Here is a 21,221-nt window from a genome sequence, read left to right on the forward strand (position 1 = left end):
CAAAGGCTCATCGAGATATATAGTTTATTTATTACGCTGGATTATGTAGTCCGCTAGCGCTTCCAGTGCCGAGGTATCCAGCGATTGCGCGGCCAGCTCATTCAGTGACCGGCGGGCATCGTCTATCAGATCCCGGGCTTTACGTTGGGCATGCTCAAGGCCCAACAGGGCGGGGTAGGTACTTTTGCCAAGCTGCTGATCCGCACCCTGACGTTTTCCCAATGTTGCAGTATCGCCCACCACATCCAGAATGTCATCCTGAACCTGGAATGCCAGACCGATACTTTCTGCGTATCTGTCCAGAATCGGCAGGGCTTTACGCCCGCGTTCACCCGCGCTCAGCGCGCCCAGACGAACGGCTGCCCGAATCAGGGCGCCCGTTTTGTGACGGTGGATGCGCTCCAGCTGTTCCAGAGTTACCTGACGACCTTCAGCCTCTAAATCCAGCGCCTGGCCGCCGCACATCCCGGCGACGCCGCTGGCCATTGCCAGTTCGGACACCATTGCCAGACGATCGCGATCGCTCACTTCAACCATCGGCGCATCGCTCAGAATAGAGAACGCCAGGGTTTGCAGCGCATCACCCGCCAGAATGGCATTCGCTTCGCCGAACTTAATGTGGCAGGTCGGCTGACCGCGACGCAGATCGTCATCGTCCATGGCCGGCAAATCATCGTGGATCAGCGAATAGGCGTGGATACACTCCACGGCGGCTGCCGGGGCGTCCAGCGTGTTATCGCTGATACCGAACATGTTGCCCGTGGCATACACCAGGAACGGACGCAGGCGTTTACCCCCCAAGAGTGCGCCATAGTGCATGGCTTCAACCAGAGGAGTGTTCTGAAAAGGCTGCGGCTCAATGAAACGGCGCAGCGCGTCGTTGGCGCGGATGACGCGCGCCTGAAGCGCGTTGGAAAAATCCATTTACTCGGCGTCCGGTGTGAATGGCGTGGTTTTAGCGTCTTCGCTGTCGGAAAGCAGGATCTGCACACGCTGCTCGGCCTGCTGGAGTTTTACCTGCCCCTGGCGCGCGAGCTGCACGCCGCGTTCAAATTCGTTGAGCGCGTCTTCCAGCGGGAGATCGCCGCTCTCAAGACGGGTAACGATCTGCTCCAGTTCACTCAGCGCAGTTTCGAAACTGGCCGGTGCGTCGTTTTTCTTCGGCATAGTGAATTGACTCTTAAATTTTTCGCCCTGACATGGTAACGGACTCGGGGCAATTATCAAATAACGCGAGTGGCGCGATGGTGGTATACTTGCGCGCCTGGATGCAGCCACGGGTGTGGGCTGCTGTATCATTTTCCACTACAAGCCTTTATAAGCTTGCCTAAGAAACATTGCCGCCATGAAGTTTATCATTAAATTGTTCCCTGAAATCACCATCAAAAGCCAATCCGTGCGTTTGCGCTTTATTAAAATTCTCACCGGGAACATTCGTAACGTATTAAAACACTACGACGAAACGCTCGCCGTGGTGCGTCACTGGGACCACGTTGAAGTCCGCGCGAAAGACGAAAACAAACGTCTTGATATTCGCGACGCGCTGACCCGTATCCCGGGTATTCACCATATTCTGGAAGTGGAAGACGTTCCCTTCACCGATATGCACGATATCTTCGAAAAGGCGCTGGTACAGTACCGCGATCAGGTCGAAGGGAAAACGTTCTGTGTACGCGTGAAGCGCCGTGGTAAGCATGAGTTTAGCTCCATTGACGTTGAGCGCTATGTCGGCGGCGGTCTGAACCAGCACGTTGAGACGGCGCGCGTGCGCCTGACTAATCCGGACGTTACCGTTAATCTTGAGATCGAAAACGATCGCCTGCTGCTGGTTAAGGGCCGTTATGAAGGTATTGGCGGCTTCCCGATCGGCACGCAAGAAGATGTGCTGTCGCTGATCTCCGGCGGGTTCGACTCCGGCGTTTCCAGCTATATGCTGATGCGTCGCGGCTGCCGCGTGCACTACTGCTTCTTTAATCTGGGCGGCGCGGCGCACGAAATCGGCGTACGTCAGGTGGCGCATTACCTGTGGAACCGCTTCGGCAGCTCTCACCGCGTGCGTTTCGTGGCGATCAACTTTGAGCCGGTGGTCGGCGAAATTCTTGAGAAAGTGGATGACGGCCAGATGGGCGTGGTCCTGAAACGTATGATGGTGCGTGCGGCGTCCAAAGTGGCTGAGCGCTACGGCGTGCAAGCGCTGGTCACCGGTGAAGCACTGGGGCAGGTCTCCAGCCAGACGCTGACCAACCTGCGTCTTATCGACAACGTGTCTGATACGCTGATCCTGCGTCCGCTGATCTCTCACGATAAAGAGCACATCATCGATCTGGCGCGTAAAATCGGTACTGAAGATTTTGCCCGCACCATGCCGGAATATTGCGGCGTGATCTCAAAAAGTCCAACCATTAAAGCGGTGAAGGCGAAGATCGAAGCGGAAGAAGAGAACTTCGATTTCAGCATCCTGGAAAAAGTGGTGGCGGAAGCGTCGAACATCGATATCCGTGAGATCGCCCAGCAGACCGAGCAGGACGTGGTTGAGGTGGAGACGGTCAGCGGCTTCGGTGCTAACGATACGATTCTGGATATACGTTCTGTTGATGAGCAGGATGACAAGCCGTTGCAGGTGGAAGGCGTGGAGGTGGTTTCGCTGCCGTTCTACAAGCTGAGCACCCAGTTTGGCGATCTCGACCAGAGCAAAACGTATCTGTTGTGGTGTGAGCGCGGGGTGATGAGCCGTTTGCAGGCGCTGTACCTGCGTGAGCAGGGCTTCGCGAACGTGAAGGTGTATCGCCCGTAGCCTATTGCCCGGTGGCGCTTCGCTTACCGGGCCTACGGTACCGTACACTTGTAGGCCGGGTAAGGCGTATCCGCCACCCGGCTTTTTTTACTCGTAGTAGTTATAAATCCCTGCCGCCATCACCAGCGATGACGCCACTTCGTACGCTTTCTCACGCCCGACCAGCAGGTCAATAATCTTCAGGCCAAAATCAATGGCGGTACCCGGCCCCTGGCTGGTGAGCAGGTTAACGCGCGGATCCCAGACCACGCGTTTATCCACCCACTGGTCTTCCGGAATCGTATCCTTCAGGCCTGGGAAGCCGGTCATATTGCCGATGGGGAAAATGTCGTGCGGAACCAGTACCGTACCTGCGGCCGCACAGATTGCCGCGACGATACGCCCGGAAAGATGAAACTGACGAACGGTTTCAACCAGCAGCGGGCTGTCGCGGAAACACTCCGCGCCCTTCAGACCGCCCGGCAGCACGATAATGTCGTAATCACCGTCCGCCACCTGTACAAGCGGTGCATCTGCCAGGATCTTGACTCCACGCGAGCAGGTAATCGCCAGACTTCCGTCGCTGGCGACGCTGGCGGTGGTAACCTTAATACCACCACGTACCATCAAATCAATGGTGGTGACCGCTTCTGTCTCTTCGCTACCAGGGGCGAGGCATACCAGTGCCGATGCGCTCATACTCACTCTCCTTTCGTTTTACTAACTCAAACAGACGGCTGTTTTCCGCAACGGTAATGCCGTGTGCCCGGGCGCGTTTTAACAGATAACCGGTAATGTAATCAATTTCGGTATGCCGCATAGCCCGGATATCCTGCAGCATTGAGGAGATATTTTCTGCCGTACTCTCAATGACCTGGTCGACATAATAACGTAAATCAGACTCTGAGGTGTGGTAGCCTTCGCGTTCAATGACGGCTGCAACTTCCCGGCAAATCAGCGCTAACCGATCGGGATGCTGGCGCAGATCACCGTTAGGGCAATCCAGCAGGGCAGTCAGCGGATTGATCGCGCAGTTGACCGCCAGCTTGCGCCACAGTTCCGCACGAATGTTATTGTGCCAGGCGACGTCAGGCAGCGTGCATTGCAGGGTATCCGCAAGATAGCTGTAATCGCCGGGCTGTTCACGCGCCGGGCCGATATGGGTGATGCCACTGGCAACATGAATAATGACGTTACCGTCGCGGCGTGCCGCGTGGGTGGTTGTTCCCATTAGCAGCGGTTGCCGGACAGACTTTAGCTCTTCAATGGTACCCATACCGTTGTGAATCAGCAGGACTGGCGTGCTTTCAGGTAATTGGGCGGCCAGGCTTTTCACCGCATCGGAGACCTGCCAGGCCTTCAGCGTGACCAGCAGCAGATCGCTGCTCGCGAGAAATTCCGGATCGTTTGCCGTCAAAGACTCGTTAAAAATTGAACCGTCTGTACCTATCACATTCACACTGCAATAGGGTTGGGGAATTCGCAGCCAGCCCTGAACGTCGTGTCCCTGTTTGCATAGCGCGCTAAGCCAGAGTTGACCAAGGGCGCCGCATCCAAGCACTGTTACTTTCATTGTTCCTCCTCACCTGCAACTGCGCCAGGTGCTAAGACGCTAAGTATAGCGCCATCAGCTAAGCTTCTCGTTATGCCTCGTTGCAGGTATTATGCAACGCAACAAAAATGAAGGGAGAAGAAAAGATGCCATCTTTCGATATTGTTTCTGAAGTTGATCTGCAGGAAGCGCGTAACGGCGTAGATAATGCTATTCGTGAAGTGGAGTCACGTTTCGATTTTCGTGGCGTTGAGGCGACCATTGAACTGAACGACGCGAACAAGACAATCAAAGTCCTGAGTGAGTCTGATTTCCAGGTCAACCAACTGCTGGATATCCTGCGCGCCAAGCTGCTCAAGCGCGGCATTGAAGGGACCTCACTTGATGTACCGGAAGATTTTGTTCACAGCGGCAAAACCTGGTTTGTGGAAGCGAAGCTGAAGCAGGGGATTGAAAGCGCGGTACAGAAAAAAATCGTTAAGCTTATCAAAGACAGCAAGCTGAAAGTGCAGGCGCAGATCCAGGGGGAAGAGATCCGCGTGACCGGAAAATCCCGTGATGACCTGCAATCCGTGATGGCGCTGGTGCGTGGCGGCGATCTCGGTCAGCCATTCCAGTTTAAAAACTTCCGCGATTAAGACAATTATGCCCGGCTAAACCGGGCATTTTTTCAGGCCTTCAGCGCCTGCTCTACCTCAAAGCGGTTAGTCACTTTGCTGTCAATTTTGACATACGCACTGCGCTCTTCCGGGACAATCAGCACTTCGCTCACGCCCTCTGTCGCTTCCAGACGCTTTTGTAACGCGTCACCGATTGCCACGTCATCGGGAATTTCTACCCGCAGGCTACTCACATAGCGCGGCTCTTTCATGGTGCTGGCAACAAACAGCCAGAGCATCGCCAGTAGCGCACCGGCGAGGAACACGGTCTGAGAATCAAAAAGGCCGTCCACCCAGCCGCCGAGGGACCCGCCGATCGCCACGCCGAGAAACTGGCTGGTGGAGTAAATGCCCATCGCGGTGCCTTTGTATCCTGCCGGAGACTCTTTGCTGATAAGCGACGGCAGCAGGGCTTCCATCAGATTAAACGCCAGGAAGAACAGCTGTACGCCTGCGATCAGCTCCCAGAAATGTGGGCCGGCGCCCCACAGCACAATCTCGGCAATCAACAGTAACGCCACGCAGCCCACGAAGACGCGTTTCATTTTGCGCTTCACTTCGGCGTAAATAATGAAGGGCACAACGGAGACAAACGAGATCAGCATTGTGACCAGATAAATTTTCCAGTGCTCTGCCGCCGGGAAACCTGCTGCGGCAAGTTGACCGGGCAGGGCGACAAAGGTGGACATCAGCAGAATGTGCAGGCACATAATGCCGAAGTTCAGCTTAAGCAGGCGCGGCTCGGCGATGACTTTGCTGAAGCAGCCTTTGACCATCCCGGATTCACGGTTCAGGACATGGTTTTTACTGTCCGGCACAACCCACAGCGTGAGTGCGATCCCGATGGTTGCCAGCACGGCTATCATCCAGAACAGGGCGTGCAGGCCGAGTGAATGGGTAATAATCGGCCCCAGCACCATGGCAATGGCAAACGTAACGCCGAAGCTGACGCCAATAAACGCCATGGCTTTGGTGCGGTTTTGCTCGCGGGTTAAATCTGACAGCAGCGCCATCACGGCGGCGGCAATCGCCCCGGAACCTTGCAGGGCGCGGCCAAGAATAATTCCCCAGATGGAGTGGGAGAGGGCGGCGATGATGCTGCCAAGTACAAACACCAGCAGCCCGCCGACAATCAGCGGTTTGCGACCCACGCGGTCGGAGAGCAGGCCAAAGGGGATCTGGAATATCGCCTGCGCCAGGCCGTAGATACCGATCGCCAGACCAATCAGCGCTTCGCTGGCACCCTGTAACGCCATGCCATATGTGGTCAGAACGGGCAGGACCATAAACATGCCAAGCATCCGCAGCGAGAAAACAGTCCCTAAACCCCAGGTCGCACGCAGTTCACCTGGCGTCATTTTATAATCGTTCATTACCACCTCTACCAAAAAGCAGGCCATAGTTTAGGCGGGGTGATAAGTGCGGTAAATAGGTGTTTGTTTAAGAGATATTACGAGGGTGTGATAAAAGCACCCCCGGATAAAAAATTACGCCTCGACGCGCAACCCGTAGCTTTTAAATTTCTCAAGAACAATGGCAATTTCATCGTCACTGAGTACCGGAACGGGATCCACGATCGCCAGCGTGGCCAGGTAGAGTTTTGCCAGCACCTCTACCTCCTGCGCCAGCCACAGTGCCTTCTCAAGATTTTCTTCGCAGGTGATCAGGCCGTGGTGCTGTAATAGCGTCGCTTTGCGATCGCGTAACGCGACCGCGACATGCTCTGACAGCGCGCGCGTCCCGAAGGTCGCGTAAGGCGCGCAGGGAATGGAGTTTCCCCCGGCGGCGGCAATCATATAGTGAATAGCAGGAATGGGGCGGTTGAGTATCGAGACGGCGGTACAGTTAACCGCATGGTTATGGACGACGGCGTTAGCATCCGGGCGGGTCTGATACACAACCTGATGAAAACGCCATTCGCTGGAGGGTAGTTTATCCTCTTCGTGTCGCCCCTGTGCATCGACATAGACGATACTCTCTTCGGTCAGATGCTCGTAGGGAATTCCGGTCGGCGTAATCAGCATACCGTCGCGATAGCGAACGCTGATATTCCCGGCGGTGCCCTGATTTAATCCCATGCGGGTCATCTCAAGGCAGGTGTCGATAATGTCTCTGGCTAATCGGGCTCGTTCCATTTTTTATTCTCCGGGTACAGTTTTATTTTTACTGGCGGGAACGTTTGACCAGCTTCATATCGACTTTCGCCGTCTCGTTGACCGCTTCGCCGTCGATGGCTCGCTGCATCAGTTCAAACGCTTTTTCCGCCCAGGTATCTTCATCCTGCTGCATGGACCAGACGCTGTTAGGCAGGAACCCCAGCATGGGGTGCTCATCGAAGGTACCAATATTGATGTGTTGAGGCACGGTACCGGTACGCGTCCGCAGGGCTTCGATTGCCCCTTCCAGGACGGGTAACGATGAGGCGATAAACGCCTGCGGAACACCCTGGCTGTCGATAAGCGAATCCATCAGGGCATATCCCCCCTCCGGCGTATTGTCCGGCCCTTCGATGACCCACTCGCGATGGTGAATACCGGCTGTTTTCAGGGCCTGCAAATAGCCGTTCAGACGGTCCGTAATGCTGGGCAGTGCGGTATCGCCCACAAGGAACCAGAGCGGCGTTTTGCACTCTTCCAACATATTGCGGGCCAGTTCATCCCCCCCAGCCTCGTTATGACTCTCTACCAGCGCGTTGTCAGTAAAGCCAAAATCCCGGTCAAGGAGCACCAGTGGCTTTTGGATCTGCCGCAAATGATGCTGCTGATTTTCCAGCGTCGAGGGAACGATAAATAAGCCGTCCACGTTGCGCGCCATCAGAGCTTTTACCAGCTTGTTTTCGTAATCCACATCGTTGTAAGTACAGCTGATCATCAGCTGGTAGCCCGAACGGCGGCAGCGCAGTTCGAGTTTCTCGGCGAGCGTTGCAAAGAACACGTTTGAGATGTTGGGCACGATGAGCCCCAGCGTCTCGGTTTTGTTTAACTTCAGACTGCGCGCCGAATGGTTGAGGGTATAGCCGAAGCGCTCGACGTGTTCATTAATTCGGGACTGTGTTTTCACACTGATCCGATACTGTTCGGCTTTCCCGCTCAGTACCAGCCGCACGGTGGTGACGGATAAATTCAGATCCTTCGCTATCTGTTCAACTGTTTTGGCCATCGCTACGCCTCAATCCTTAACGTACGTAAAAACTGCTGATAAAGCATACGCATCCTGCCATTACATTTCCTGCTGCATCAGGAGATTAAGCGCCTGTTGCTGGGTCCACAGCATCAGGTACGCCTCATATTTTTGCCGGTGGAAGGCCGCGGTTTCCGGCCGACGGGTGATGATAGCGCCGGCTTTGACCATTTCCCGGGTGGCGTCGGTAAGCGTTGCCCATGCACCGCTCGCCACAGCGCCGCAAATGGCCGCGCCGAGAGTGACCGCATCTTCTTCGGCTAAAAGGTGAATATCGCAGCCTGTGGCATCGGCATACTCCCGCAGCCAGAGCCGGTTATGAGTAGCTCCACCACAAATGACAATGCGCGACAAGGTGTGCCCATGATGTTTCAGAGTATCCATAATGTGTCGTGTGCCGTAGGCAATGGCCTGTAGCGTGGCCAGATAGAGCCTCGCCAGCGCGCGCTCACCGGTCTCTAATGTCAGACCGACAACGCTGCCCCGGGCATCAGGACGCGAACGCGGCGAGCGGTTGCCGTGGTGATCGGCCAGAATGTGCAGGTTGCGGGTGGGATATTTTTCTTCCTGTTCAAGTGCGGCTACCCAGTCGTTGAGTAATGCCACCGGATGGCATTGCGCCGCTTCTGCTTTTGCAAACAGCTCTGCGCTGACTCCGTGCTCGCGCAACGTCCAGTCGACCAGCGCCCCGGCAGCACTTTGCCCGCCTTCCGTCAGCCAGTAGCCCGGCAGCATGGCGCTCCAGTAAGGTCCCCAGACGCCGGGCGTATGGATCTCCGTCTGACTGGCAAGCATATGGCAGTTCGAGGTTCCGCTGATGAGCGCCAGCGTGCCTTCCGGGTGTGAGCCCGTCAGCGCCACGCCACCCGCGTGGGCATCGATCATGCCGCTTGCCACAACCACTTCTTCGGACAAACCCAGAGCTTGCGCTGCCTGCGGGCTAAGTTTTCCGACGCATTCAGCGACGTCCAGAATAGTGCCGGGAATTTTTGTCAGTAAGTTTTCCAGCCCCACCGCCCTGAGCAGCGATTCGCTGAACTGCGCCTCATGCGCAAGGTAGTTCCATTTGCAGGTGAGGGTGCACAGGCTGGCGACGTCCTGGCCCGTCGCTTTCCAGACCAGAAAATCGGCAAGGTCGTAAAAGCGCCAGGCCTGATTCCAGGTTTCAGGATGATGCCGCTGCAACCACAGCAGTTTTGGCAACTCCATCTCGATGCTGACCTCGCCGCCCACGTAGCACAGGGCCGGATCGCGTGTGGCATTGATGTGAACGGTTTCTTCGTGAGCACGATGATCCATCCACATAATGATGTCCTGCGATGCCGGACTGTCCGGGGAGACGCTCAGGCCGTTACCGTCAGCATCCAGCGCGACCAGCGAGCACGTGGCGTCGAAGCCAATCGAACGAATGGCGTCAGGTGAAATCCCAGAGGAGTCGACGGCTTCCCGCACCACCGCACAAACCTGCTGCCAGATTTCCACAGAGGATTGTTCCACGCGCGCATTGCTGGCGTGAAACTGCGAAATCGGACGGGTCGCGAAGCTCAAACGCTCGCCTTGCGCAGAGTAAAGCCCTGCACGAACGCTGGCTGAACCTACATCTACCCCGAGGAAATAGCCGTCACTCATCATGAACTTCCTTATTTTTTACCAAACGGATGCAGCAGTTTATCAATTTCAGGCGTGTTGATATTCTGCGCATTGACATATTTCACTGGAATATCAATTTCTTTGGCCACCGTCTGTCCGGAAATCACCGCGTTCAGCGCTTTTATGCCCTGATAACCAATCTGATAGGCGTCCTGCACCACGAAGCCCTGAATCACACCGTTTTTAAGGAAGTTAATGATGGCTTCGGTGCTGTCAAAACCGATGACTTTTACTTTGCCCTTCAGATTCTGGCTGTCGATAGCGTTCGCAACGCCCAGGGTTGAGCCTTCGTTGGTGGCATAAATACCGGCGATATCCGGGTTGGCCTGAACCATATCAATGGTTTTATCCATCGCTTTTTGCGGGTCGCCATCGCTGTATTGCACCGGCAGTACCTGAATATTCGGGTACTTCTCTTTCATCCGCTCGCTGAACCCTTCAGAGCGCTCAATGGCGGACGTCGTCCCGGCTACGTGGGCGATAATACCCACTTTCCCCTTCTGGCCTACCTGCTCCGCCAGCGCATCCGCAGCCTGTGCGCCCGCCTTACGGTTATTGGTGGCGACAAAGCTGGCCGGGATATCCGAGTTCACGCCCGAGTCGAAGGTCACCACTTTGATCCCCCGGCTGTTGGCGGTTTCGACCAGCGGGGCAAGGGCGTTTGCATCAAGTGCGGCCAGCAACAGGCCGTTTGGTTTTTGTGCCATGGTGTTTTCGACTAACTGGATCTGTTCGGCGATTTGCGTTTCATCGGCAGGGCCAACGTAGCTGGTTTTGTCACCCAACTCTTTTGCGGCAGCTTCCGTTCCCATTTTGACCGTCTGCCAGAATTCGTGCTGGTAACCTTTACTGACCACCGGCAGGTTTAAATCTTTTGCCAGCGCGCTGCTGGACAGGATGGCAACGAGCGACAGGGCGCTCAGGATATGGCTGGTTTTCATTATTTTGCTCCGTTGTAGGGTTGGCAGGGCTTGTTGTATCGAGAACCTAACGCATTCTTTTACGTAACGTGTCCAGGTAGACGGCGGCAACGACGACCACGCCCATCGCCACCATCTGCCAGAACTGGGACACGCCCATGAGATTGAGGCCGTTTTTCAGCACGCTCATAATGAACGCGCCTATGATGGTGCCGCCAATCGTGCCCACGCCGCCCATCAGACTGGTACCGCCGATCACTACCGCCGCAATGGCTTCCAGCTCATAACCCACGCCCACGGTTGGCTGGCCTGAGTTGAGACGAGAGGCGAGGATCACCCCGGCCACGCCGGTTAACAGGCCGCAGAAGGCGTAAACGAAAATTTTCACTCGCTGGACTTTGATCCCGGAAAGGTGTGCCGCCGTTTCATTGCTGCCGACAGCGTAGATATAGCGGCCCATCACCGTTTTCTTCAGGATCCACATGGCGATCAGTGCCACGATGACCAGGTAGAACACCGGATAAGGCAGAACGTCGAACAGGCGACCCTGTGCTAGCAGCTTGAACTGCGGGTAGTCAGAAAAATAAATCGCGCGGCCATCGGTCATCACCATATTGATGCCGCGTACCGACATCATTAAGCCGAGGGTGGCAATAAACGGTGGTATGGTCATTTTGGTGACCAGAAACGCGTTCACATAGCCGCAAAGTCCGCCTGCGAGCACGCCTGCCAGAATACAGACCGGCAACGGCATACCAAACCCGGCGGCGATGCCCACCGCAACCCCTGAGAACGCCACCACCGATCCAAGCGACAGGTCGATCCCGGCGGTAATAATCACAAAGGTCACGCCAATGGCCATGATGCCAATCACCGCCGTTTGCAGGGCGATAGTCATGATATTTTCAGTATTAAAGAAGAACGGAGAGCTGAAGCTGAAAAACAGAACCAGCAATACCAGGCTAAAAAGAGGCGCCAGACGCATCAGGAGCGCTTTATTTATTTTCATCGTATGACTTCCGCTTTGCGGCGATGGAACGGTAACGGACATGATTAATCCTCCAGCGTGGCGTATTGCATGATTTTTTCCTGGGTGGCGTGCTCAGCCGCTATTTCGCCGGCAATGCGGCCGCTGCGCATCACGAGTATGCGGTCACACATTCCTAATACTTCCGGCAGTTCGGATGAAATCATGATGATCGATTTACCTTTAGCGACAAGGCGATTCATTAATTCGTAGATTTCCAGCTTGGCGCCAACGTCAATTCCCCGGGTTGGCTCATCAAAAATTAAAATATCGGTGTCTTTGCAGACCCAGCGGGCAATAATAATCTTCTGTTGATTACCGCCGCTTAAATTCAGTGCCGCCTGTTCCAGATGTGGCGTTTTTATTCGCAGCGTATCCACCAGTTTCTGGCTGGACTCCCGGCAGCGTTTTTCATCAACATTACCTGCGGCGCCAGCGTAGTCCGGGTAATTGCCGAGCATAATGTTCATCTCAACAGAAAGGCCGAGGGCGAGTCCCTCTTTTTTGCGGTCTTCTGTTAAATAGCTGATGCCTTTCTCAATGGCGTCAGCCACGTCTTTAATACGTGTGGGGGTGCCGTTCAGCGTCAGGGTGCCAGCGTCGATAGCATCGGCGCCAAACAGGGCCCGGCCCAGTTCAGTTCGGCCTGCGCCCATTAAGCCAGCGAGACCAAGGATCTCACCGCGCCAGAGGGTAAAGTTGATGTCATGCAGTACACCATTACGCGTCAGGCCGTTCACCTCCAGCACTTTTTCTCTGCGCTGATGCGGCGGGCGTTTTGGGTAGATGTTATCGAGATTGCGGCCAACCATCATGGCGATAAGCTCGCCGATCTGAACCGTTTCATAATCTACGGTGGCGATGTATTGTCCGTCGCGCATGACGGTCGCGCGATCGGCGATCAGCGCCAGCTCTTCCAGACGGTGCGAGATGTAGACAATCCCCGTGCCCTGAGCCTTGAGCATCCGCGTGACGTCAAACAAACTCTCGATTTCACTTTCGGTCAGCGCGGCGGTGGGTTCATCCATGATTAGCACTTTGGCATTGACCGAAATCGCTTTGGCAATTTCCACCATCTGCTGCTGGGCTACGGTTAATTCACTGACGCGGGCGTCCGGGGCGATTTTTAAATTCAGCGTGTGCAGTATTTTCTCAACCGCCTGTCGCTGGGCGCGTTTATCTAACTGCCAGCGACTATTTTTGCAGAATTCACGGCCAATAAAGATATTCTCTTCCACGGTTAAATCGGGGAAGAGATTAAATTCCTGATGGATAATCGTAATACCTGCATGCTGAGCACTTAGCGGATCGCTGAATGATACGGATTGCCCTTCAAAGCGAATTTCACCGGCATCAGGTTGGTAAACACCGGATAAAATTTTCATCAGCGTCGATTTGCCGGCACCGTTTTCACCTAAGAGGGCATGAACTTCGCCGCAGCGTAAATCGAAATCAACCTGATTCAGCGCCAGCACGCCGGGAAAGCGTTTGGTAATGCACGTCATCTGAATAAGAGTCTCTGACATTGCAAAATTCCTGTGTTGGAAAGGCAATGAATCACAAGCCACAGTGATTTAGTTAATAAGCTAACTCGACTTAGCTTTCGTCCTTAAAAGCTATTTTAGGGTTATAATTTAGCCAAATCATTTGTATTCAAATTGTGACGTCGTGCAAAGGTATTTTGTTATTTAATTGAATTTAAACGATATGTTTAATTTTTGCTGAATCGTAATACCTGACACTGATCGAATTTTGACCTCTCATCGTGAAACTGCTCACAGATCCTGCACATTTATCTTGTCTCATTTTTAGTGTGAACCCTAAGCTAATTCGAGTTAGCAAATTTCACCACTTTCCGTTCACGGCGCTGCCTGGGCGCTTTTTCACGGCTATGCCCCTGAGACGGATAGGTTAACCAACGTGAGGAAGGGCTATGAAAACGATAAAAGCGTTACCCCGTATTGGCATTCGACCTGTTATTGATGGCCGCCGAATGGGCGTACGCGAGTCTCTGGAAGAGCAGACCATGAACATGGCGAAAGCCACGGCGGCGCTAGTCAGTGAAAAATTACGCCACCCCTGCGGTACGCCCGTTGAGTGCGTGATTGCCGATAGCTGCATTGCCGGAATGGCGGAGTCCGCCGCTTGCGAAGAGAAGTTCAGCACGTGCCACGTTGGTCTGACGATCACCGTCACCCCCTGCTGGTGTTACGGGAGTGAAACCATTGATATGGATCCGCTGCGTCCGAAAGCGATCTGGGGCTTTAACGGCACCGAGCGTCCGGGGGCGGTATACCTCGCTGCGGCACTGGCGGCGCATAACCAGAAAGGGATCCCGGCGTTTTCCATTTACGGCCACGATGTACAGGATGCGGGCGACGAGACCATCCCGGCAGACGTTGAGGAAAAATTGTTGCGCTTCGCCCGGGCGGGCCTGGCGGTTGCCAGCATGAAGGGGAAAAGTTATCTGTCGGTGGGCGGTGTCTCAATGGGGATTGCGGGCTCGATTGTCGATCACAACTTCTTTGAATCCTGGCTGGGGATGAAGGTGCAGGCGGTGGATATGACCGAACTGCGTCGCCGCATCGATCATAAGATTTACGACGAGCAAGAACTTGAGCTGGCCCTGGACTGGGCGCAAGCACATTTCCGTTTCGGCGAGGATAAAAACGCGGAGCAGTATCGTCGCAATGAACAGGAGAATGCCGCGATCCTGCGGGAGAGTCTGCTGATGGCGATGTGCATCCGCGACATGATGCAGGGTAACCCAAAACTCGCTGCGATGGGCCGCGTGGAGGAATCTCTGGGCTATAACGCCATCGCGTCCGGGTTCCAGGGACAGCGCCACTGGACGGATCAGTATCCAAATGGCGATACCGCAGAGGCGCTGCTGAACAGCTCCTTTGACTGGAACGGTATTCGCCAGCCGTTGGTGGTGGCGACGGAAAATGACAGCCTGAACGGGGTAGCAATGCTGTTTGGACATCTGATGACCGGTACAGCGCAAATCTTTGCCGACGTGCGCACCTACTGGTCGCCAGAGTCGGTTGAGCGTGTTACCGGTCAGAAACTCACTGGACGGGCTGAGCAGGGCATTATTCATCTGATCAACTCCGGCTCGGCGGCACTGGACGGTACAGCGGAGCAGAAAGACGCCGAGGGGAAACCGACCCTGAAACCACACTGGGACATTACTGAGCAGGAAGCCAACGCGTGCCTGGCCGCAACCCACTGGTGTCCGGCGGTGCATGAATACTTTCGCGGGGGCGGTTTCTCATCAAACTTCCTCACCCGAGGTGGCGTGCCATTTACCATGACCCGCGTAAACCTCATCAAGGGGGTGGGCCCGGTATTACAGATAGCGGAAGGCTGGAGTGTTGAGCTGCCGGAACAAGTACATGACATTCTGAATAAGCGCACCGATTCAACCTGGCCCACCACCTGGTTTGCCCCACGTCTGACCGGTAAAGGCCCGTTCAGCGACGTCTATTCAGTGATGGCGAACTGGGGCGCTAACCACGGAGTATTAACCGTCGGGCACGTTGGTGCTGATTTCATCACCCTGGCGTCCATGCTGCGCATTCCCGTGTGCATGCATAACGTACCGGAGGCGCTGATTTATCGGCCGACGGCCTGGGGCGCTCACGGTATGGATCCGGAAGGGCAGGATTACCGCGCCTGTGAAAATTACGGACCGTTATACAAACAATAAGCCGGTTTGCCAGCCTGCTCCGGCGGACTGGCAGCCTGTGGGGACCGCAATGAAAAAATGTTTTCTGGTTCTCGATTGTGGCGCGACGAACGTGCGCGCCATTGCGCTGGATCCTGAAGGGAATATTGTGGCGCGAGCCTCGGTGGCGAACGAAAGCGAAAGTGCCGCTGAAAATCCGGCCTGGCACCAGTGGTCGCTCGACGCCATCATGCAACGTTTTGCCGTCTGTTGTCAGAAAATCAGCGCAGTGCTGAGCAAGCATCAACTGTGCGGAATGAGTGTGACGACCTTTGGCGTGGATGGCGCGCTGGTAGATGAGCGCGGAGAACTGCTTTACCCGATCATCAGCTGGAAATGTCCACGAACCGTGCCGGTGATGGAAGCGGTTGCCCGTTTATGCTCCCCGGCTGAACTACAGCAGATCACCGGCGTTGGGCAGTTTAGTTTCAACACGTTGTATAAGCTAGGCTGGCTTCAGGACAACCATCCCGATCTGTTACAGCGTGCTCACGCCTGGCTTTTTATCTCCTCGCTAATCAACCATCGCCTGACCGGAAAAATGACGACCGATCTCACGATGGCCGGTACCAGTCAGATGTTCGATCTGCATCAGCGGTGCTTCAGCGAAACGATCTTAAGCAAGATCGGCGTGCCTCATTCCCTTTTCCCGCCGCTGGTTTCCCCCGGAGAGATGATGGGTGAACTGCAGCCCGACGCTGCATCCAGACTCGGATTGCCTTGCGGTGTGCCGGTGATCTCCGCCGGGCACGATACGCAGTTTGCCCTTTTTGGCGCCGGTGCGGGAATTAATGAGCCGGTTCTCTCTTCGGGAACCTGGGAGATTTTAATGGCGCGCACCTCGCAGGTTGATACCGCTTTACTGGGGCAATACCCGGGCGCGACCTGCGAACTGGATAGCCGGACGGGGCTCTATAATCCGGGAATGCAATATCTGGCGTCTGGCGTACTGGAGTGGATCCGCGCGCTGTTCTGGTCGCCTGATGTCAACTGGGACACTATTCTGGCTCAGGCGGCGGCAATTCCGTACGGGGCGGATGGCGTCACGATGAATACCCAGTTGCTCGATTCTCCGCTCGCCGGCTGGCAGGGCGTTACGCTCACCACCACGCCAGCCCATTTTTACCGCGCAGCCCTGGAAGGACTCACGGTGCATCTGCAAGAAAAACTCCAGGCGCTGGAGGCGATCGCGCAATTTAAGGCGCGTGAACTCCTGCTGGTGGGGGGAGGTAGCCGCAATATGCTGTGGAATCAGCTCAAGTCCAATGCGCTTGGGATCCCGGTGAAGGTTCTTGAAGATGCAGATACGACCGTGCTGGGGGCGTCTTTGTACGGATGGTGGGGCGTCGGAGAAACGGCCAGCGCTGAGGCTGCTCGCGATCGGGTCCACTATCGTTACCGTTATTTCTATCCTGAGGAGCAAAGCCGTGCTTAAAACGATATCCCCACTGATTTCACCCGAGCTGCTGAAAACGCTGGCAGAGATGGGCCATGGTGACGAGATTATTTTTGCAGACGCTCACTTTCCCGCGCACAGCCTGGGGCCAAAGACGATCCGCGCGGATGGCCTGCTCATCAGCGATTTGCTGGCCGCGGTGGTACCGCTGTTTGAACTCGACAGCTATGCGCCACCGCTGGTGATGATGGCCCCTGTCGACGGGGATACGCTCGATATACAGGTAGAAGCACGCTATCGCAACGCACTCTTTGGTGAGGCGGAAGGGGAGGGGATTACGCGTATTGACCGTTATGCGTTTTATGCGCGGGCACAGAAAGCGTACGCCATTGTGGTGACAGGCGAGACAGCGAAATACGGTAATATACTGTTAAAGAAAGGGGTTACGCCGTACCAATAAAAAACGCCGGGTTAAACCCGGCGTTTTCACTTCAGTCTTCTTACCAGACGTACGTCAGCAGGCTTTGTGAATCTGGCACCATGAAGTCTACGGACATCATCACGGACAGGGAGGTGATGGCGACAATCGAGAACACAAACAGCTTGCGTGCCCAGACCTTGTCATCTTCCACTTTGTAACCGCGCAGAGCCATGCCGAGCCACCAGACGCTCACCGCAGCTGCTACCACCAGATATTTATATCCGGCGTAACCGCCCAGAGAGAGCATCAGCGTTGCCACGGCAAAAGCGATGATGTACAGCGTGATGTGGTTTTTGGCAACTGAGATGCCTTTCACGACCGGCAGAACCGGAATGTTCGCTGCCTGATAATCCTTAAAGCGGAAAATCGCGATGGCGTAGGAGTGCGGCATCTGCCACAGGCTAAAGATAGCCAGCAGGATCAGCGCACCGCTGTCGAACTCGTTCGTGACGGCGCAGTAGCCAATCACCGGCGGCGCAGCGCCGGAGAGAGAACCAATCAGCGTGCCGTAGACGGAGTGGCGTTTCATATACAGGCTGTAGACGCCTACATACACCACGAACCCCATCACCCCCAGCCAGCAGGCCAGCGGGTTAGCACCAAACCACAGCAGCATAAAGCCAGCAATACCCAGCAAGGTGGCGTACACCAGCGAGACGGAAGGAGCAATCAGGCCTTTAACCAGCACCCGATTTTTGGTCCTTTCCATCTTCTTGTCGATATCCATGTCGATGTAGTTGTTAAATACACAACCGGACGCAACCACCAGTGACACACCGACCAGCGTGTAAATAAAGAGGGTGTAATCAATGCTGCCTTTAGAGGCCAGCAGGAACCCTCCGATTACGGAGATCAGGTTGCCAAAGATGATGCCTGGTTTCGTGACTTGCAGGTATTGCTTAAACATACTCGCCGCTCTTAGTGAACCATCATGTTGTAGTTAAGGTTCCACATAATCCAGATGGAACCGACTACCAGGATAGCGATGATAATCACGGTAAAGATAAAGGCCGTCATGTTCCAGCCTTCATCGGACTTGGTGTTCATGTGCAGGAAGCAAACCAGATGCACCAGAATCTGAATCACCGCGGTCACCAGGATTGCGCCCAGGATAACCGGCTTAGATGCAGAACCGTTCATCACCATCCAGAACGGGATCACCGTCAGGATGATCGACAGGATGAAACCTGTCATGTAGGTTTTTACGCTGCCGTGGGAAGCGCCATGATCGTTAGAATGACTCATTACATCGCCCCCATCAGATAGACAACAGAGAACACACAGATCCATACCACGTCCAGGAAGTGCCAGAACAGGCTCAGGCACATGATACGGGTACGGTTAGTACTGGTCAGGCCGCGACGGGAGATCTGGAACATCAGCACTGCCATCCAGATCAGACCAGAGGTCACGTGCAGACCGTGGGTGCCGACCAGCGCGAAGAACGCTGACAGGAAGCCACTGCGATCCGGACCAAAGCCTTCCGCAATCAGGTGATGGAATTCATAGATTTCCATCCCGATAAAGCCAGCACCAAACAACCAGGTCAACGCCAGCCAGGAAACAACCTGGCTTTTGTTGTTTTTGTACATGGCGATAGCCGCCATGCCGTAGGTGATGGAGCTGAATAACAGCAGTGCGGTTTCAACCAGAACGAACGGCAGCTCAAAGATGTCCTTACCGGTCGGGCCGCCCGCTGTGCCGTTCACCAGAACGGCATAGGTTGCGAACAGACAGCAGAACAGGATGCAGTCGCTCATCAGGTAGATCCAGAAACCGAAGACTTTCGTCGGTCCTGTATCATGGTGCGCATGTTCATGCGCGTGGGCAGTCGAGTGCGCCAGAGTATCAGTTGCCATTTTTCAGCCCCGCTTTAGAAATCTCGTCAAAATGCTGGTTTTCCAGCTTTTCAACTTCACGGACTGGTACGTAGTAGTCCACGTCCTCGTCAAAGCTCTTCACAATCCAGCTGATTACGATGCCAGCGAAGCCAACAATCGCCATCCACCAGATGTGCCAGATCATTGCGAAACCAAATACCGTTGCGAAGGCGGCAATCACGATGCCCGCACCGCTGTTTTTCGGCATATGGATCTCTTCGTAATGTTCAGGTTGCTTGTACGCTTCACCTTTTTCTTTCATTTCCCAGAATGCGTCACGCTCATGAATGTGCGGCACTACGGCAAAGTTATAGAACGGAGGTGGAGAAGAGGTAGACCACTCCAGCGTACGGCCACCCCACGGGTCACCGGTCAGGTCGCGGTTCAGGTTACGGTCACGGATAGACACGTAGTACTGAATCAGCTGGCACAGGATACCGCAGGCAATCAGCGCGGCGCCGCCCGCTGCAATCATCAGCATCGGATGGAACTGCGGATCGATCTGCTGGCTCAGACGACGGGTCATCCCCATGAAGCCCAGCACGTACAGCGGCATAAACGCCACGAAGAAGCCGATGATCCAGAACCAGAACGCGCGTTTGCCCCATTTTTCGTTCAGGGTGAAACCGAACGCTTTTGGCCACCAGTAGGTCACACCTGCGAAGCAGCCGAAGACGACGCCGCCGATGATAACGTTATGGAAGTGCGCAATCAGGAACAGACTGTTGTGCAGGACAAAGTCAGCGCCCGGAACCGCCAGCAGCACGCCGGTCATCCCACCTACGGAGAAGGTCACGATGAAGCCGATGGTCCACAGCATCGCTGAGTGGAACTGGATGCGGCCCTGGTACATGGTGAACAGCCAGTTGAAGATCTTAACCCCGGTCGGGATCGCGATAATCATAGTGGTAATACCAAAGAAGGCGTTTACGTTGGCGCCCGCACCCATGGTGAAGAAGTGGTGCAGCCAGACGATGAACGACAGGACGGTAATACACACAGTTGCCCACACCAGAGAGGTGTAACCAAACAGACGTTTACGCGAGAAGGTTGCCGCGATTTCGGAGAACACACCGAACACCGGCAGAACCAGGATGTACACTTCCGGGTGACCCCAGGCCCAAATCAGGTTGATGTACATCATCATGTTGCCACCCATATCATTCGTGAAGAAATGGGTACCCAGATAGCGATCCAGGGTCAGCAGCGCGATGGTGACGGTCAGAATTGGGAACGACGCGATAATCAGGACGTTGGCGCACAGAGATGCCCAGGTAAATACTGGCATCTTGAACATCGTCATACCTGGTGCACGCATCTTCAGGATGGTCACGAAGAAGTTAATACCGGTCAGGGTGGTACCGACACCGGAGAGCTGAAGCGCCCAAATCCAGTAGTCAACGCCCACGCCCGGACTGTACTCAATTCCCGAAAGTGGCGGGTAGGCCAGCCAGCCGGTCTGAGCAAATTCGCCCACACCCAGTGACAGGTTAACCAGGATAACGCCGACAACGGTGAACCAGAAGCTCAGGTTGTTCAGGAACGGGAACGCAACGTCGCGCGCGCCGATTTGCAGCGGAACGACAACGTTCATCAGACCGATTACCAGCGGCATCGCCACGAAGAAGATCATGATAACGCCGTGAGCGGTAAAGATCTGATCGTAGTGGTGCGGTGGCAGGAATCCGGCTTCGCCCGCAGACGCAAGCGCCTGCTGGCTACGCATCATGATTGCATCCGCAAAGCCACGAATTAACATGACGATACCGACGATGCAGTACATGATGCCGAGTTTTTTGTGGTCAACCGAAGTCAGCCACTCGTTCCACAGGTAGCTCCACTTACCGAAGTAAGTGATCAGGCCAACTAAGGCCGCGCCACCAATGATAATTGCAGCAATCGTAACCATGATAATGGGTTCATGGTACGGCACCGCATCCAATGTCAATTTTCCGAACATTTTCTTCCTCGGC

General features: G+C 55.0%; 20 protein-coding genes. 5 read left to right on the forward strand and 15 right to left on the reverse strand.

Features of this window, described 5'->3' with window-relative positions; translation table 11 throughout:
• Window positions 1–24 precede the first annotated feature (24 nt).
• On the reverse strand, window positions 25–924 hold the full coding sequence (gene ispA, locus IM282_RS06000) for a (2E,6E)-farnesyl diphosphate synthase (RefSeq protein ID WP_022647229.1): 900 nt from the start codon (window positions 922–924) through the stop codon (window positions 25–27).
• Window positions 925–1,167, reverse strand: coding sequence for an exodeoxyribonuclease VII small subunit (xseB, locus tag IM282_RS06005; protein WP_003859094.1), 243 nt, complete (start codon window positions 1,165–1,167; stop codon window positions 925–927).
• A gap of 178 nt (window positions 1,168–1,345) precedes the next feature.
• Between xseB and thiI the strand changes: the two genes are divergently transcribed.
• Window positions 1,346–2,794: a tRNA uracil 4-sulfurtransferase ThiI gene (thiI, locus tag IM282_RS06010; protein WP_192970227.1), complete on the forward strand. Its 1,449-nt coding sequence runs from the start codon at window positions 1,346–1,348 to the stop codon at window positions 2,792–2,794.
• Between the two features lie 87 nt (window positions 2,795–2,881).
• Here the strand turns inward: thiI and yajL are convergent, their stop codons facing one another.
• Both yajL and panE read right to left on the reverse strand, forming a co-directional pair.
• Window positions 2,882–3,472 carry a protein deglycase YajL gene (yajL, locus tag IM282_RS06015; protein WP_022647231.1) on the reverse strand — a complete coding sequence of 197 codons (591 nt, stop codon included), beginning with the start codon at window positions 3,470–3,472 and terminating at the stop codon, window positions 2,882–2,884.
• Window positions 3,435–4,346, reverse strand: a complete 912-nt coding sequence (gene panE, locus IM282_RS06020; protein ID WP_063149154.1) for a 2-dehydropantoate 2-reductase — start codon at window positions 4,344–4,346, stop codon at window positions 3,435–3,437. The genes yajL and panE overlap by 38 nt, the downstream gene beginning before the upstream one ends.
• A 125-nt stretch (window positions 4,347–4,471) precedes the next feature.
• Here panE and IM282_RS06025 point away from each other — a divergent pair, with 125 nt between their 5' ends.
• Window positions 4,472–4,963: a YajQ family cyclic di-GMP-binding protein gene (locus IM282_RS06025; RefSeq protein WP_022647233.1), complete on the forward strand. Its 492-nt coding sequence runs from the start codon at window positions 4,472–4,474 to the stop codon at window positions 4,961–4,963.
• Between the two features lie 32 nt (window positions 4,964–4,995).
• Here the strand turns inward: IM282_RS06025 and IM282_RS06030 are convergent, their stop codons facing one another.
• The 7 genes from IM282_RS06030 to IM282_RS06060 form a co-directional block, all read right to left on the reverse strand.
• Window positions 4,996–6,357, reverse strand: coding sequence for an MFS transporter (locus IM282_RS06030; protein ID WP_063149156.1), 1,362 nt, complete (start codon window positions 6,355–6,357; stop codon window positions 4,996–4,998).
• 114 nt (window positions 6,358–6,471) lie between these two features.
• A complete protein-coding gene (fucA, locus tag IM282_RS06035; protein ID WP_017383181.1) occupies window positions 6,472–7,119 on the reverse strand; it encodes an L-fuculose-phosphate aldolase in 648 nt (215 codons plus the stop codon).
• A gap of 28 nt (window positions 7,120–7,147) precedes the next feature.
• Window positions 7,148–8,143 carry a LacI family DNA-binding transcriptional regulator gene (locus IM282_RS06040; protein ID WP_023299444.1) on the reverse strand — a complete coding sequence of 332 codons (996 nt, stop codon included), beginning with the start codon at window positions 8,141–8,143 and terminating at the stop codon, window positions 7,148–7,150.
• 60 nt (window positions 8,144–8,203) lie between these two features.
• Entirely contained in the window at window positions 8,204–9,793 is a 1,590-nt protein-coding gene (locus IM282_RS06045) for an FGGY-family carbohydrate kinase (RefSeq protein ID WP_032621616.1), read from the reverse strand.
• Window positions 9,794–9,804: 11 nt separating this feature from the next.
• Window positions 9,805–10,755: an ABC transporter substrate-binding protein gene (locus tag IM282_RS06050; protein ID WP_000858088.1), complete on the reverse strand. Its 951-nt coding sequence runs from the start codon at window positions 10,753–10,755 to the stop codon at window positions 9,805–9,807.
• Between the two features lie 46 nt (window positions 10,756–10,801).
• Window positions 10,802–11,785, reverse strand: a complete 984-nt coding sequence (locus tag IM282_RS06055) for an ABC transporter permease (protein ID WP_022647237.1) — start codon at window positions 11,783–11,785, stop codon at window positions 10,802–10,804.
• 2 nt (window positions 11,786–11,787) lie between these two features.
• Window positions 11,788–13,287, reverse strand: coding sequence for a sugar ABC transporter ATP-binding protein (locus IM282_RS06060; RefSeq protein WP_023299446.1), 1,500 nt, complete (start codon window positions 13,285–13,287; stop codon window positions 11,788–11,790).
• Window positions 13,288–13,694: 407 nt separating this feature from the next.
• On the opposite strand from IM282_RS06060, the gene fucI reads away from it, so the two are divergent.
• From fucI to fucU, 3 genes are read left to right on the forward strand one after another with little or no spacing between them, the layout of a single operon-like run.
• A complete protein-coding gene (gene fucI, locus IM282_RS06065) occupies window positions 13,695–15,473 on the forward strand; it encodes an L-fucose isomerase (protein ID WP_063163466.1) in 1,779 nt (592 codons plus the stop codon).
• A 49-nt stretch (window positions 15,474–15,522) separates the two neighbouring features.
• Window positions 15,523–16,926, forward strand: coding sequence for an L-fuculokinase (fucK, locus tag IM282_RS06070; protein ID WP_023305580.1), 1,404 nt, complete (start codon window positions 15,523–15,525; stop codon window positions 16,924–16,926).
• Window positions 16,919–17,347, forward strand: coding sequence for an L-fucose mutarotase (fucU, locus tag IM282_RS06075; RefSeq protein ID WP_069596295.1), 429 nt, complete (start codon window positions 16,919–16,921; stop codon window positions 17,345–17,347). Before fucK ends, fucU begins: the two co-directional genes overlap by 8 nt.
• A gap of 40 nt (window positions 17,348–17,387) precedes the next feature.
• On the opposite strand, the gene cyoE is transcribed toward fucU, so the two are convergent.
• The 4 genes from cyoE to cyoB are packed head-to-tail and all read right to left on the reverse strand — an operon-like array spanning window position 17,388 to window position 21,208.
• A complete protein-coding gene (cyoE, locus tag IM282_RS06080; RefSeq protein WP_022647242.1) occupies window positions 17,388–18,275 on the reverse strand; it encodes a heme o synthase in 888 nt (295 codons plus the stop codon).
• A gap of 11 nt (window positions 18,276–18,286) precedes the next feature.
• A complete protein-coding gene (locus IM282_RS06085) occupies window positions 18,287–18,613 on the reverse strand; it encodes a cytochrome o ubiquinol oxidase subunit IV (protein ID WP_006809888.1) in 327 nt (108 codons plus the stop codon).
• Window positions 18,613–19,227, reverse strand: coding sequence for a cytochrome o ubiquinol oxidase subunit III (locus IM282_RS06090; RefSeq protein ID WP_022647243.1), 615 nt, complete (start codon window positions 19,225–19,227; stop codon window positions 18,613–18,615). The genes IM282_RS06085 and IM282_RS06090 overlap by 1 nt, the downstream gene beginning before the upstream one ends.
• Window positions 19,217–21,208, reverse strand: a complete 1,992-nt coding sequence (gene cyoB / locus IM282_RS06095) for a cytochrome o ubiquinol oxidase subunit I (protein ID WP_006809887.1) — start codon at window positions 21,206–21,208, stop codon at window positions 19,217–19,219. The genes IM282_RS06090 and cyoB overlap by 11 nt, the downstream gene beginning before the upstream one ends.
• Window positions 21,209–21,221 lie beyond the last annotated feature (13 nt).

This window comes from Enterobacter cloacae complex sp. P29RS, from assembly GCF_014893445.1.
GTDB classification, from domain to species: Bacteria; Pseudomonadota; Gammaproteobacteria; order Enterobacterales; family Enterobacteriaceae; genus Enterobacter; species Enterobacter intestinihominis.

What these genes read in the sequence shown, in the direction of transcription:
- ispA (WP_022647229.1), bottom strand. Translation starts at nt 924, where the DNA reads ATGGATTTTTCCAACGCGCTTCAGGCGCGCGTCATCCGCGCCAACGAC.
- IM282_RS06060 (WP_023299446.1), bottom strand. Translation starts at nt 13,287, where the DNA reads ATGTCAGAGACTCTTATTCAGATGACGTGCATTACCAAACGCTTTCCC.
- IM282_RS06085 (WP_006809888.1), bottom strand. Translation starts at nt 18,613, where the DNA reads ATGAGTCATTCTAACGATCATGGCGCTTCCCACGGCAGCGTAAAAACC.
- IM282_RS06045 (WP_032621616.1), bottom strand. Translation starts at nt 9,793, where the DNA reads ATGAGTGACGGCTATTTCCTCGGGGTAGATGTAGGTTCAGCCAGCGTT.
- yajL (WP_022647231.1), bottom strand. Translation starts at nt 3,472, where the DNA reads ATGAGCGCATCGGCACTGGTATGCCTCGCCCCTGGTAGCGAAGAGACA.
- panE (WP_063149154.1), bottom strand. Translation starts at nt 4,346, where the DNA reads ATGAAAGTAACAGTGCTTGGATGCGGCGCCCTTGGTCAACTCTGGCTT.
- fucI (WP_063163466.1), top strand. Translation starts at nt 13,695, where the DNA reads ATGAAAACGATAAAAGCGTTACCCCGTATTGGCATTCGACCTGTTATT.
- cyoB (WP_006809887.1), bottom strand. Translation starts at nt 21,208, where the DNA reads ATGTTCGGAAAATTGACATTGGATGCGGTGCCGTACCATGAACCCATT.
- IM282_RS06050 (WP_000858088.1), bottom strand. Translation starts at nt 10,755, where the DNA reads ATGAAAACCAGCCATATCCTGAGCGCCCTGTCGCTCGTTGCCATCCTG.
- IM282_RS06055 (WP_022647237.1), bottom strand. Translation starts at nt 11,785, where the DNA reads ATGTCCGTTACCGTTCCATCGCCGCAAAGCGGAAGTCATACGATGAAA.
- fucA (WP_017383181.1), bottom strand. Translation starts at nt 7,119, where the DNA reads ATGGAACGAGCCCGATTAGCCAGAGACATTATCGACACCTGCCTTGAG.
- xseB (WP_003859094.1), bottom strand. Translation starts at nt 1,167, where the DNA reads ATGCCGAAGAAAAACGACGCACCGGCCAGTTTCGAAACTGCGCTGAGT.
- fucK (WP_023305580.1), top strand. Translation starts at nt 15,523, where the DNA reads ATGAAAAAATGTTTTCTGGTTCTCGATTGTGGCGCGACGAACGTGCGC.
- IM282_RS06030 (WP_063149156.1), bottom strand. Translation starts at nt 6,357, where the DNA reads ATGAACGATTATAAAATGACGCCAGGTGAACTGCGTGCGACCTGGGGT.
- cyoE (WP_022647242.1), bottom strand. Translation starts at nt 18,275, where the DNA reads ATGTTTAAGCAATACCTGCAAGTCACGAAACCAGGCATCATCTTTGGC.
- IM282_RS06090 (WP_022647243.1), bottom strand. Translation starts at nt 19,227, where the DNA reads ATGGCAACTGATACTCTGGCGCACTCGACTGCCCACGCGCATGAACAT.
- IM282_RS06040 (WP_023299444.1), bottom strand. Translation starts at nt 8,143, where the DNA reads ATGGCCAAAACAGTTGAACAGATAGCGAAGGATCTGAATTTATCCGTC.
- thiI (WP_192970227.1), top strand. Translation starts at nt 1,346, where the DNA reads ATGAAGTTTATCATTAAATTGTTCCCTGAAATCACCATCAAAAGCCAA.
- IM282_RS06025 (WP_022647233.1), top strand. Translation starts at nt 4,472, where the DNA reads ATGCCATCTTTCGATATTGTTTCTGAAGTTGATCTGCAGGAAGCGCGT.